The 13,104-nt window shown below is 54.5% G+C and carries 12 protein-coding genes; 8 read left to right on the top strand and 4 right to left on the bottom strand.

Going from position 1 to position 13,104, the window contains the following annotated elements; translation table 11 throughout:
* Positions 1-9: 9 nt before the first annotated feature.
* Positions 10-171, top strand: coding sequence for a proline-rich small protein YnaL (ynaL, locus tag J2125_RS24080; protein WP_017799977.1), 162 nt, complete (start codon positions 10-12; stop codon positions 169-171).
* A gap of 28 nt (positions 172-199) precedes the next feature.
* Here the strand turns inward: ynaL and ttcA are convergent, their stop codons facing one another.
* A complete protein-coding gene (ttcA, locus tag J2125_RS24075; RefSeq protein WP_017799978.1) occupies positions 200-1,132 on the bottom strand; it encodes a tRNA 2-thiocytidine(32) synthetase TtcA in 933 nt (310 codons plus the stop codon).
* A gap of 44 nt (positions 1,133-1,176) precedes the next feature.
* Between ttcA and J2125_RS24070 the strand changes: the two genes are divergently transcribed.
* Positions 1,177-1,449 (top strand): hypothetical protein, encoded by a 273-nt coding sequence (locus J2125_RS24070; RefSeq protein ID WP_157819431.1) that lies wholly within the window; start codon positions 1,177-1,179, stop codon positions 1,447-1,449.
* A gap of 117 nt (positions 1,450-1,566) precedes the next feature.
* Positions 1,567-2,946 (top strand): ATP-dependent RNA helicase DbpA, encoded by a 1,380-nt coding sequence (gene dbpA, locus J2125_RS24065; RefSeq protein ID WP_026111548.1) that lies wholly within the window; start codon positions 1,567-1,569, stop codon positions 2,944-2,946.
* A gap of 49 nt (positions 2,947-2,995) precedes the next feature.
* Here dbpA and J2125_RS24060 read toward each other — a convergent pair whose 3' ends face one another.
* The gene (locus J2125_RS24060; protein WP_017799980.1) at positions 2,996-3,283 is read right to left on the bottom strand and encodes a putative quinol monooxygenase; all 288 of its coding nucleotides are present in this window, start codon (positions 3,281-3,283) and stop codon (positions 2,996-2,998) included.
* A gap of 324 nt (positions 3,284-3,607) precedes the next feature.
* Here J2125_RS24060 and J2125_RS24055 point away from each other — a divergent pair, with 324 nt between their 5' ends.
* A complete protein-coding gene (locus J2125_RS24055; RefSeq protein WP_017799981.1) occupies positions 3,608-3,883 on the top strand; it encodes a putative hemolysin in 276 nt (91 codons plus the stop codon).
* A gap of 42 nt (positions 3,884-3,925) precedes the next feature.
* Here J2125_RS24055 and J2125_RS24050 read toward each other — a convergent pair whose 3' ends face one another.
* Positions 3,926-4,918, bottom strand: coding sequence for a 2-hydroxyacid dehydrogenase (locus tag J2125_RS24050; RefSeq protein WP_017799982.1), 993 nt, complete (start codon positions 4,916-4,918; stop codon positions 3,926-3,928).
* A gap of 214 nt (positions 4,919-5,132) precedes the next feature.
* On the opposite strand from J2125_RS24050, the gene J2125_RS24045 reads away from it, so the two are divergent.
* The 3 genes from J2125_RS24045 to J2125_RS24035 are packed head-to-tail and all read left to right on the top strand — an operon-like array spanning position 5,133 to position 8,274.
* Positions 5,133-7,766, top strand: a complete 2,634-nt coding sequence (locus J2125_RS24045; protein WP_017799983.1) for a YdbH family protein — start codon at positions 5,133-5,135, stop codon at positions 7,764-7,766.
* Complete coding sequence (locus tag J2125_RS24040; protein ID WP_017799984.1) at positions 7,750-7,944, top strand: YnbE family lipoprotein; 195 nt, start codon at positions 7,750-7,752, stop codon at positions 7,942-7,944. Before J2125_RS24045 ends, J2125_RS24040 begins: the two co-directional genes overlap by 17 nt.
* Before the next feature lie 12 nt (positions 7,945-7,956).
* Positions 7,957-8,274 (top strand): YdbL family probable chaperone protein, encoded by a 318-nt coding sequence (locus J2125_RS24035; RefSeq protein ID WP_017799985.1) that lies wholly within the window; start codon positions 7,957-7,959, stop codon positions 8,272-8,274.
* Between the two features lie 34 nt (positions 8,275-8,308).
* Here J2125_RS24035 and azoR read toward each other — a convergent pair whose 3' ends face one another.
* Positions 8,309-8,914: an FMN-dependent NADH-azoreductase gene (gene azoR / locus J2125_RS24030; protein ID WP_017799986.1), complete on the bottom strand. Its 606-nt coding sequence runs from the start codon at positions 8,912-8,914 to the stop codon at positions 8,309-8,311.
* Between the two features lie 268 nt (positions 8,915-9,182).
* On the opposite strand from azoR, the gene hrpA reads away from it, so the two are divergent.
* Positions 9,183-13,085, top strand: coding sequence for an ATP-dependent RNA helicase HrpA (gene hrpA / locus J2125_RS24025; RefSeq protein WP_017799988.1), 3,903 nt, complete (start codon positions 9,183-9,185; stop codon positions 13,083-13,085).
* Positions 13,086-13,104: the final 19 nt, after the last annotated feature.

The following is a 13,104-nucleotide window of genomic DNA, read 5'->3' as shown; positions in this document are numbered from 1 at the left end:
GAGGAAAGCATGTTCGCAACTGATTATGCAGAACAACCTTACGCTTCCGATCCGGTGCCTGTCGATCCGGTACCGATCCCCGAACCGATTCCGCGACCCCAACCGATGCCCGATCCGCCACCTGATGAGCCGGACCCGCACCCGATTATTGACCCGCCGCCACATGTATAAAAAAGGGGCGCCGTTGCGCCCCTGATCTTTATCTGATTTCTACTATATCCAGTCGCTGTAGCGGCTGCTCATCATCTTCGTCGGGTTGCCAGCCAGCCGGCTGTGCCGGCAGCGATTCACGATCGAATGCCAGATCGCCGCCGTCCACCACTTCTGCGCCGTGCTGAATCCCTTTAAAGTCAAACAGCGTGTTATCGGCCATATGCGAAGGGACGATGTCCTGCATGGCGCTGAACATGGTTTCAAGCCGTCCCGGATAGCGCTTATCCCAGTCGCGCAGCATATCGCCAATCACCTGACGTTGCAGATTAGGCTGCGAACCGCACAGGTTACACGGAATAATCGGGTACTGGCGCGCAATGGCAAAGCGTTCAATATCTTTCTCACGGCAGTAGGCCAGCGGGCGGATCACAATCTGTTTGCCATCGTCACTCATCAGCTTCGGTGGCATCCCTTTCATTTTGCCGCCGTAGAACATATTGAGGAACAGGGTTTGCAGAATGTCGTCGCGATGATGGCCAAGGGCAATTTTGGTCGCCCCCAGTTCCGTGGCGGTACGATACAGAATGCCGCGCCGCAGACGAGAGCAGAGTGAGCAGGTGGTTTTCCCTTCCGGGATCTTATCTTTAACGATGGAATAGGTATCTTCGTTAACGATTTTATACTCCACGCCCAGCGCTTCGAGATACTGCGGCAGAATATGTGCAGGGAAGCCCGGCTGCTTCTGATCAAGGTTAACCGCGATCAGCGAAAAAGAGACCGGCGCGCTTTTCTGCAAATTGCTTAACAGCTCCAGCATGGTATAGCTGTCTTTGCCGCCAGAAAGGCAGACCATAATCCGGTCGCCATCTTCAATCATATTGAAATCGGCGATCGCAGCGCCCACGTTGCGGCGCAGGCGTTTCTGCAGTTTATTGATGTTATACTGCTCTTTCTTGGTAATCTCTTGATTTTCTGACATTTAAATGACGCTCAAACGAAATTAAGGGTACCTGTGGGGCATGCATGCATCAGGAACAAATAGTGGTTTCTGAGTTTACAGGTTCGCCACTGACATCGGCTATGGATGGATATGCCGTGTATGGTACGGATTGCGGCGAATACCAGCAAGTTTTAAAGTGTTCGCTGGTGGCGCTGAGTTCGATAGCTGCTATTGGGCGTGGGGCAGTGCATCCAACATCAATGTCAGAAATTGGAAAACTGAACGATTTTTTAGGTAAATGGACGACCAGAGTGGGGATCTCGCAATATAGAGGAAAGCGCCCAACACCCACCTGAGGCAATTAATCATCCCCGCAGGATTTCACCCCCCAGGCGGGAATAATGCAGGAAAAGGCGACTTTTCTGCTAGACTACGCGCCATTAAACCCGTCCGATTTTTGCAGAGAGTTTTCCGTGACCGCTTTTTCAACCCTGACGCAACTACCCGCCAGCCAGATCGCTAACCTTGAAGAGATGGGTTATCTGGCGATGACGCCAATTCAGGCCGCCGCGCTGCCTGCCATTCTTGAAGGCCGCGATGTGCGCGCGCAAGCGAAAACCGGCAGTGGTAAAACTGCCGCGTTTGGTCTTGGTGTGTTGCAGCGTATCGATGCGACGCAGTACAGCACCCAGTCGCTGGTGCTCTGTCCGACGCGCGAACTGGCGGATCAGGTCACCAAAGAGCTGCGTCGCCTGGCGCGCTTCACGCAGAATATTAAAATTCTGACGCTTTGCGGCGGACAGCCGCTGGCGGCGCAGCGCGACTCATTGCTGCATGCGCCACATATCGTGGTCGGGACGCCAGGGCGTATTATGGATCACCTGAAACGCGAAACCCTGAAGCTGGATAATCTGAATACGCTGGTGCTGGATGAAGCTGACCGCATGCTGGAGATGGGCTTCCGCGAAGATATCGATACCATTATCAGCTATACCACCACAGAACGTCAGACGCTGCTGTTTTCCGCCACCTGGCCACAGGGCATTGCGCAGATTAGCGGTCGTATTCAGCGCGATCCATTAACGGTCGAAACCGGTGATGTGTCTGAACTGCCGTCAATTGAGCAGTACTTCTATGAAGCCGGTAACCGCGAAAAACTGACCATGCTGATTGGCCTGCTTAGTCAGCAGCAGCCGAAATCCTGCGTGGTGTTTTGCAATACTAAACGCGAGTGTGATGATATTGCTCAGGCGCTGGACAGCAGCCAGATCAGCGCCATGGCGCTGCACGGTGATTTAGAGCAGCGTGATCGTGATCAGGTATTAATCCGCTTTGCCAACGGCAGCTGTCGTGTGCTGGTGGCGACGGATGTTGCCGCGCGTGGCCTCGATATTAAAGAGCTGTCGATGGTGGTGAACTATCAGCTGTCGTTTGATCCGGAAGTGCATGTCCACCGTATCGGCCGTACCGCGCGCGCCGGACAGCAGGGTAAAGCGGTCAGTTTTGTTGCGCCAGATGAGATGGTTCGCGCCCATGCGCTGGAAGATTATCTGCAGATGAAACTGAACTGGCAGCAGGGCGCGCCGTTGAAGTCTGTTGATGTGCGACCGCTGGATGCCGAAATGGCCACGCTGTGCATTGATGGCGGACGCAAAGCGAAAATCCGTCCGGGCGATATTCTGGGCGCATTAACCGGTGATGCGGGACTCTCCGGGGAACTGGTGGGCAAAATCGATATCACCGCTACGCATGCCTATGTGGCAATCCGTCATGACGCCGCGCGTCAGGCGATGAAACAGCTGCAACAGGGCAAAATTAAGGGCAAAACCTGCCGTGCGCGTCTGCTGAAATAAAGGAACGGCCGCCAAAGCACGCGTGAAGCGGCTCTGGCGGTAACTGCCTTTAGTGGGTAATCACTTCTGGCGCCTGTTTGATTAAGCCTTCGCTACCGGCAAGCAGCTTTTTAAAATGAGGCTGCTCATTGTGCAATGCAATTGCTGCTTCATCCTGCCAGGTTTCATGAAACAGGAATACATTGCCATCTTCAACACTGCGGTAGAGATCGTAGTGAATGCATCCCGCTTCCGCGCGGCTTGGGGCAACACAAGCGTTAAGCACTTTTTTAAGTTCGTCGGCTTTACCCGGCTGGGCGACAAATTTAGCGACGATCATCAGGCTTTTACTACTCATTGATTCTCTCCTGTTTTCTTTGTTATCGCAGCGACATGCATGTCGCCCACTCTGTAGTGACTCTGTTCTTTCCTCTTAACCGGCCATCCGTGCCAGCACTACTGACATCATGCCACAGCTGGCGGGCAACTTCAGGTTGTTGCGTAAAAAGAGCAGAAAACCCGTGCGGCGTGCGGAGCTGTCAGTAATATTCTCTTTCAGAACCCCGGCTATTGTAATTCTGAATTTTTTTTAAGTAAGAAATCGTAACAAGTATCGACCTATAGTTAAACGTAGCTTATGCTGGCAAAGCTTTTCCCCTGACACCGTTCCGGAGCCTGACTTATGAAAGCAGTGACATTTCTGCTTGTCGGCGCTGCGCTGCTGTTATCAGCATGCAGCAGCAATAGCGACAATGAACCGCCGCAACAGGCAACCGCCGCTCACGTTCCTGCCAGAGTGACAATGTCTGAGCTGGCCGCCTCAAATTGCGCCAATGCCGGGGGCACGCTGGCGTTATCGCGTCAGCTTGATGGTTCGTCAGTGGGAATGTGTCAGCTGGCCAATGGCCGCCGTTGTGGTGAAAATGCATTGATGAGCGGCAGCTGCGCCCGTTTCTGAGGTAACTGAAACAGGGTCACCGGCGGTGACCCCGCGGCAGGATTATGTTGTCAGTTCATTCGCACAGGCTTCGCCTTTCTCCAGCTGACGCAAATTCTCCAGCGTAGTTTGCGAGATACTGGTCAGCGCTTCAGCGGTTAAAAACGCCTGATGGCCGGTAAACAGTACATTGTGGCAGGCGGAAAGACGGCGGAAGACATCATCCTGTATTACATCATTGGATTTATCTTCAAAGAACAGATCGCGCTCATTCTCATAGACATCCATTCCCAGCGAACCAATTTTCTGCTGTTTTAGCGCGTCAATCGCTGCCTGCGAATCAATCAGACCGCCACGGCTGGTGTTAATAATCATCACGCCATCTTTCATCTGCGCAAAGGCGCTGGCATTCAGCAGATGGTGATTCTCCGGCGTCAGCGGGCAGTGCAGGCTGATCACATCCGACTCCCGGAACAGGGTTTTGATATCAACATATTCTGCGCCCAGCTCCAGCGCCTGCGGGCCTGGATAAGGGTCAAACGCCAGCAGGCGCATGCCAAAGCCTTTCAGAATGCGCATGGCGGCAATACCAATCTTTCCGGTGCCAATCACCCCCGCAGTGCGGCCATGCATATTGAAACCAATTAAACCTTCCAGCGAGAAATTAGCATCACGCGTACGTTGATAAGCACGATGGATACGACGGTTTAAAGTCATCATCATGCCAATGGTATGTTCGGCTACCGCTTCAGGTGAGTAGGCCGGCACGCGAACCACACGGATCCCCAGCTCTTTTGCCGCCTCAAGGTCAACGTTGTTAAACCCGGCACAACGCAGGGCAATAAATTTCACTCCCAGTTCCGCCAGCTCTTCCAGCACCACCCGGCTGGCGTCATCATTAACGAAGATACACACACCTTCGCAGCCAATAGCGGTTTTCGCCGTCCGTTCATTTAACAGGAAGTCATAAAACTCCAGTTCATAGCCGAAATTTTCGTTGACGTTTTCCAGGTATTTCCGGTCATATTGCTTTGTGCTGTACACCGCAAGTTTCATCGTTACACTCCTGTTATTAAGCTTTTGGGCTGATTCTGAGTTCCGCAGATAAGTCATATTAGTCATTATTCTTAATACGAAGTAAACCACAGGGCGATACGGGTGGATAAACTGCCGGGTATATGTTGATTTATAGATAAAAACTTCACCGCACCGCGGTTACGTGCCATCATTTATTCTATATGCAATACGGACACAACGGATATTCAGTGCCATGAGTCGGGGCTTTTACATTTTCTGTGCTGCGCTACTGGCGTTAATCCTGCTATTTCTCGGGCTGATGCTCACCGTTACTCAGTGGTTGCCTCGTCTGGCGGGCATCTGGCTGCCGGCAGATACCGCTATCGCACTGGAGGGCAATCCACGCTGGCATAACGGCGGGCTGTTGCTGCCTGGCGTACGCTACCACACGGGCGATTGTGAACTGGCGTCAGTCAGCAACGTTACCCTCAGCCGACATAACCAGCGCTGGCAGCTTGGCGCTGATAACCTCGTCGTGAATCCTCCCTGTCTGAGCAAACTGCCCGCGGGGGAAAGCAGCGCTGCGCCGCGTTCGCTGGCCGCATGGCAGCAAATGCTGCCGCACGCCGATGTGACCATTAATCAGCTGGTGATAACCCCTTATCAGCAGTATGCCGGTAAGTTGCAGCTGTCGCTGGATCAAAAGCAGCAACAACTGCACTATCAGGGCGACAGTCTGCGCTTCAGCGCGCAGCTTCACGGGCAACAGCTGGATATTCAGCAACTCAGTATTAATCATCCGGCGCTGGCGCAGCCGGTGACGCTGGCAGGGCAGTTAACCCTGCCGGTGATTCCCGACGGCGTACCGCAGGCCGGCGAGTTGCATGGCGATCTGGCATTACAGGGCCTGCCGCAGCCGCTACAGCTGCAACTTAACTGGCAACAGCAGCATGGCAAGTTGCTGGTCAGGCAGCCGGGTGACGTCACGCCATTACTCAGCCTGCCCTGGAGCATCACGCCGCAGCAGATTGAGGTTCAGCAGGGTGAATGGCGCTGGCCTTATGCGCTGCAGCCGGTCTCTGGCGGCATCGCGCTGACGCTGAGTCAGTGGCAGCAGGGGCTGGCCGCTACCGAAATCCGCGCGCGTATTAATGTGCTGACCTCCGGGCGTGGCGGTAAAGGCAATGTGGTGCTGAGCGTCGGCCCTGGTCATCTGGATATGCTTAACAGCCAGCTGCCTTTCCGGCTTACCGGCGCCAGTAAACTTCAGGCGTTGCAGTTCTACACCACCATACCGGGCTTGATTCAGGGTTCGTTGCTGGATCCGCGCGTTACTCTGCAGCCGGGAGCGCTGTTGCGGATGCGTGGCCGTCTGTTGTCGACGCTGGAAGTGGATGAAGCGCGCTGGCCGCTGGCTGGCGTAAAAGTCTCTTCCGCCGGAATAGATGGACGCTTACAGGCGATTCTCAATGCCCACGATCCGAGTATGGGGCGCTTTACCCTGCACCTTGATGGCCGCGCGACGAATTTCTGGCCGGACAAAGGGCGCTGGAACTGGCGCTACTGGGGCAAGGGTTATATGGCGCCGCTAACGGCGAAGTGGGATGTGGCAGGCACCGGCAGCTGGCTGGACAGCACCATTGAACTGAATACCTTGTCGACCGGTTTTGACCGTCTGAGTTACGGCATGGTAAATGTAAAATCGCCGCGCTTAACGCTCAACGCGCCGCTGCGCTGGCAGCGTTCAGCGGAACATCCCGCTTTTAACGGCGAATTCCAGATGACCGCGCGTGAAACCACGCTGGCCTCCGGCGGTTATTTACCTTCATCGACGCTGAATTTCCAGGTAAAAGGGCGTGACCCGGCAGATTTCCTGTTTAATGGCGCGTTGCAGGCCGAAGCCATCGGCCCGCTGCGGGTAAATGGCCGCTGGGATGGCGCACGTCTGCGCGGGCAGGCATGGTGGCCGCAACAGTCGCTGACGGTATTTCAGCCGCTGTTAAGTAACGATCTGAAGATGAAAATCCAGTCTGGTACTCTGCGCGCGCAGGTGGCCTTTTCCGCCGCTGCCGATCAGGGGTTGCAAGCGGGTGGCCACTGGTCGGTGAATAACGGCAGCGTCTGGATGCCGGATAACGAAATTAACGGCGTCGATTTTTCGCTACCGTTCCGGCTGAAAGCCCATCAGTGGTATTTTGGCGCGCGTGGTCCGGTTTCATTGCGGATCAAAGAAGTCAAAAATCAGTTTGCACTGGGCAATATCCGCGCCGATCTGCAGGGCAGCTATCCGTACAGTGAAAAACAGCCGCTACGACTCAGCAATGTCAGTGTTGACCTGCTGGGTGGCAAGCTGACGCTGGAAGAGCTGGCGCTGCCACAGCACCAGGCGGCGACGGTGAGGTTGCGCGAAATCAGCCTCAGTGAACTGGTCACCGCCATTAAACCGAAGCAGATTGCCATGTCCGGGCGAATTAACGGCGCTTTACCACTATGGCTGAATCACCCGCAGTGGCTGATTAAAGAGGGCTGGGTTGCCAATAGCGGCAGCCTGACGCTGCGGCTTGATCAACAGATGGCCGATGCGATTTCCAGCAATAATATGGCTGCCGGTGCCGCGCTTGACTGGCTGCGTTATATGGAAATTTCACGCTCATGGGCGACGATTAATCTCGATAATCTCGGCGAACTGACCATGAAAGCGCAGGTGGATGGCAACAGCCGCTTCAGGGATAAGCATCAGCGTGTGGCGCTAAACTACACGCATCGCGAAAATCTTTTTCAGCTCTGGCGCAGTTTGCGCTTTGGCGATAACTTGCAATCCTGGGTGGAACAAAATGCCACCTTGCCGTCGCAGAAGGAAAAAAACAGTCATGACACTGACAACTAAAGCGCTGGTGCTATTACCGGTGTGGGGGCTGCTGGCGGGATGTGTACCGCGTATCGAACTGGCCGCGCCGAAAGAGCCCATTACCATTAATATGAATGTGAAGATCGAGCATGAAATTCATATCAAGGTGGATAAGGATGTGGAAACTTTGCTCAAAAATCAAAGCGATCTGTTCTGACGGGAGCTGGAAATGAAGAAATTATTCTGGCTGGCGCTGCTGCTGTTATCGTCGCCAGTGTGGGCGTTATCGCTGGATGAGGCACGGCAACAAGGGCGGGTAGGTGAAACCCTGAGTGGCTATATTGCGCCGGTTAAGCAGGACAGTGATACCCAGGCGCTGGTGGCGCGCATTAATCAGGGGCGTGCCGAACATTATCAACAACTGGCCAGCCGTAACAATCTGTCGACAGCGGAAGTGGCGCGGATCGCCGGTGAAAAGCTGGTGCAGCGTGCGGCTGCCGGAGAGTATGTACGCGGTATTAACGGGCAGTGGCTGAAGAAAAACTGATAACAGGGCGACGTGACCGCCGCCCTGAAAGCGATTATGCGGCAACGATCTGTTTGATAGCATCCTGCGCATCGGTCGTCGCTTTGGACGCTACTTCCGGACCGTAAGCAATACCTTCAGCAAACACAAAGTTCACATCGCTGATGCCGATAAAGCCGAGGAACAGCTTCACATACGGAGTCAGCAGGTCGGTTGGGGTATCTTTGTGAATACCGCCACGGCTGGACAGAATCACCGCACGTTTACCTTTCACCAGACCTTCCGGGCCTGCTTCGGTATAACGGAAAGTCACACCCGCACGGGCAATCAGGTCGAAGTAGTTTTTCAACTGCGTTGGGATATTGAAGTTGTACATTGGCGCGGCGATAACCACGGTGTCATGAGCCTGCAGTTCAGCAATCAGCTCGTCAGACAGCGCCAGCGCTTCCTGCTGGCGTGGCGTCAGTGGCGCATCAGAAGGACGCAGTGCGCCTACCAGCTCACCATCCAGCACCGGAATCGGGTTAGCAGCCAGATCACGTACGGTAACTTCGTTACCGGCGCTGGCAGCTTTAACCTGCTCTACATAAAAGTCAGCCAGCTGGCTTGATTGTGAATAACCGGCGAGAATACTGGACTTAAGAACTAATACTTTGCTCATGATCTTTTCCTGTCTGTTAACGCGGAAGTCTGTCCGCTCAATGATTTACACTTTAGGGCCATTTATCTGTAAGTGATAGCGCAATATTTCGAGAGCTATGTTCGAAAATATTGAACAAGCATACCAAGAGATCGCCCTCACACTTATTGCGCTGTGCTAAACTGCGCGCCAGTAATGAAAAATTTTTACGGCCAGCGACGCTGGCGCGAAGCGGCAGCACTTACTCTGATAACTCACCGCTGCTGCGTTAAACGGGTACTGAACCAACATGTCTGAAAATACACATACTTCGCCGCTGGCGGCGCTCTATCCGCGTCTGGATGCCCTGATGCTGCGCGACCGCCAACGCTTACAACGTCGTTTACAGGGCGCCGCTAAGACGAAAAATCCCGCCGCGCAGCAGGGCATTGCCGAGCAGCTGAGCAAAGAGATTGCAGATGCTGAGCTGCGTATCACTCAGCGCCAGGCGGCGACGCCGAAAATCACCTTTCCGCAAAATTTGCCTGTTAGCCAGAAAAAACAGGATATTGCTGCGGCCATTCGCGACCACCAGGTGGTGATTGTCGCTGGTGAAACCGGCTCGGGTAAAACCACCCAGTTGCCGAAAATCTGTATGGAGCTGGGACGCGGGATCAAAGGGCTGATTGGCCATACTCAGCCGCGTCGTCTGGCGGCGCGCACCGTAGCCAATCGTATTGCGGAAGAGCTGGAAACCAGCCTTGGCGGCTGTGTTGGTTATAAAGTGCGCTTTAATGACCAGGTGGGCGAGACCACCCAGGTTAAACTGATGACTGATGGTATTCTGCTGGCGGAGATCCAGCAGGATCGTCTGCTGATGCAGTACGACACCATCATTATTGATGAAGCCCATGAACGCAGTCTGAATATCGATTTTCTGCTGGGCTACCTGCGCGAGCTGCTGCCGCGTCGCCCGGATCTGAAAGTTATTATCACTTCGGCGACCATCGACCCCGAGCGCTTTTCCCGTCATTTTAACCATGCGCCAATTATCGAAGTCTCTGGTCGTACTTATCCGGTGGAGCTGCGCTATCGTCCGGTTTCTGAAGATATTGATGACAGCGAACGCGACCAGTTGCAGGCAATTTTTGATGCGGTAGATGAACTGGGTCACGAAAGTCGCGGCGATATTCTGATCTTTATGAGCGGTGAACGCGAGATCCGTGATACTGCAGACGCGCTGATAAAGCGCGATTTGCCGCATACCGAAGTGCTGCCGCTGTATGCACGCCTCTCCAATGCCGAGCAGAACCGGGTGTTCCAGTCGCATGTCGGTCGCCGCATTGTGCTGGCGACCAACGTGGCGGAAACCTCGCTGACGGTGCCCGGCATTAAATATGTAATTGACCCCGGCACCGCGCGTATCAGTCGTTACAGCTTCCGTACCAAAGTGCAGCGCCTGCCGATTGAACCGATTTCCCAGGCGTCGGCAAATCAGCGCAAAGGGCGTTGCGGGCGCGTATCGGAAGGTATCTGTATCCGCTTGTATGCGGAAGAGGACTTTAATAACCGGCCGGAATTTACCGATCCGGAGATTCTGCGCACCAACCTCGCGTCGGTGATCCTGCAGATGACCGCGCTGGGCCTCGGCGATATCGCGGCTTTCCCATTTGTGGAAGCGCCGGATAAACGCAATATTCAGGATGGCGTGCGTCTGCTGGAAGAACTGGGCGCGATCACTCAGGAAGAGGGGCAACGCTATAAACTTACCTCCGCGGGGCGTCAGCTGGCTCAGCTACCGGTTGATCCGCGTCTGGCGCGCATGGTGCTGGCGGCGCAGCAATATGGCTGCGTGCGTGAGGTGATGATTATCACCGCGGCGCTGTCGATTCAGGATCCGCGCGAACGCCCGGCAGAGAAACAGCAGGCATCTGACGAGAAGCATCGCCGCTTTGCTGATAAAGATTCCGATTTCCTCGCATTTGTGAATCTGTGGAATTACCTGCAGGAGCAGCAGAAAGCGCTGTCATCCAGCCATTTTCGTCGTCTGTGTAAAAGCGATTTTCTCAATTATCTGCGCGTGCGTGAGTGGCAGGACATCTACACTCAGCTGCGCCAGGTGGTGCGTGAACTGGGACTGCCGGTAAATAGTGAACCGGCTGAATTCCGCGAAGTTCATGTCGCGTTACTCAGTGGTTTACTGTCGCATATTGGTCAGAAAGATGCCGATAAGCAGGAATTCACCGGCGCACGCAATGCACGCTTTATGATCTTCCCCGGTTCCGGGTTATTTAAGAAACCACCGAAATGGACCATGGTGGCGGAGCTGGTGGAAACCAGTCGTTTGTGGGGGCGCATTGCCGCGCGTATCGAACCGGAATGGATTGAGCCGATTGCCGGGCATCTGTTGAAACACAGCTACAGCGAACCGCACTGGGAGAAAGGTCAGGGCGCGGTGATGGCGACGGAAAAGGTGACGCTGTATGGTCTGCCGATAGTTGCGGCGCGCAAGGTGAATTACGGCCAGATTGATGCGGCGCTGTCACGCGAGCTGTTTATCCGCCATGCGCTGGTGGAAGGCGACTGGCAGACACGCCATGCATTCTTTAAAGCCAACCTTAAGTTGCGTAGCGAAATTGAGGAGCTGGAGCATAAATCACGCCGCCGCGACATTCTGGTGGATGACGAGACGCTGTTCAGCTTCTATGACCAGCGTATCGGTCATGAAGTGGTTTCCGCACGTCATTTTGACAGCTGGTGGAAAAACGCCGCTAAAGCGACGCCGGAGCTGCTGAATTTCGCGAAAGAGATGCTGATTAAAGAGGGGGCCGGTAATGTCAGCAAACTGGATTACCCGAACTTCTGGCATCAGGGCAATCTTAAGTTACGTCTCAGCTATCAGTTTGAACCAGGCACTGACGCCGACGGGGTGACAGTGCATATTCCGTTGCCGCTGCTGAATCAGGTCGAAGAAGCAGGCTTTGAGTGGCAGATCCCCGGCGTGCGTCGCGAGCTGATTATCGCACTGATCAAATCACTGCCAAAGCCGTTACGCCGTAACTTTGTTCCGGCCCCCAACTATGCTGAAGCCTTCCTCGGCCGCGCTACACCACTGGAGACGCCACTGGCTGATGCGCTGGAACGCGAGTTCCGCCGCATGTCCGGCGTGACCATTGAACGTGATGCCTGGCAATGGGATCAGGTACCCGATCATCTGAAAATGACCTTCCGCATTGTTGATGAGAACAATCGCCAGCTGCAGGAAGGCAAAGATTTAGCCGCGCTGCGTGCCGGGCTGAAAGGTAAAGTGCAGGAGACTCTGTCGCAGGTAGCGGATGACGGGCTGGAGCAGCGCGGGCTGCATCTGTGGAGCTTTGGCGATCTGCCAGACCATTTTGAGCAGAAACGCGGCAACTACAGCGTCAAAGCCTGGCCTGCACTGGTCGATGAAAAGGACAGCGTGGCGATCCGCCTGTTTGACAGTCAGCATGAGCAGCAAAAGATGATGTGGCGCGGCCAGCGACGCTTGCTGCTGCTGAATATTCCTTCGCCGACCCGTTATCTGCATGAAAAGCTGCCGAATAAAGCTAAGCTGGGACTCTACTTTAATCCATACGGCAAAGTGCTCGATCTGATTGATGACTGTATTGCCTGTGGCGTCGATAAGCTGATTGCCGAATTTGGTGGCCCGAGCTGGCTGGAGGCGGACTTCACCCGGCTGCATGACAAAGTGCGTGCCGAGCTGAATGAAACCGTGGTGGAGATTGCAAAACTGGTCGAGCAGATTCTGACCTCGGTGTTTAATATCAACAAGCGGCTAAAGGGCCGGGTGGATATGGCGCTGGCGCTGGCGCTGTCCGATATTAAAGCGCAGATGAGTGGGCTGGTCTATCCTGGCTTTGTGACACAAAACGGCTGGAAGCACCTGCCGGATACGCTACGCTATTTGCAGGCGATTGAACGTCGTCTGGAGAAGCTGCCGGTGGACCCACACAGCGATCGTGCGCGCATGCTGAAAGTGGAACAGGTGCAGAAAGCGTGGCAAAGCTGGTTGCATAAACTGTCGCCGACGCGTCGTGATGATGAAGATGTGCAGGATATTCGCTGGATGATTGAGGAGCTGCGTGTCAGCTATTTTGCCCAACAGCTGGGGACGCCATACCCTGTCTCTGATAAACGCATTCTGCAGGCGATAGAGCAAATTGCGGTGTAAACTGATGTCAGGCTCAGGC

Origin of the sequence: Winslowiella toletana (assembly GCF_017875465.1) — a bacterium.
Classification (GTDB): domain Bacteria; phylum Pseudomonadota; class Gammaproteobacteria; order Enterobacterales; family Enterobacteriaceae; genus Erwinia; species Erwinia toletana.
Note: the sequence above shows the minus strand (reverse complement) of the source record. Positions and strands in the feature narration are given on the sequence as shown.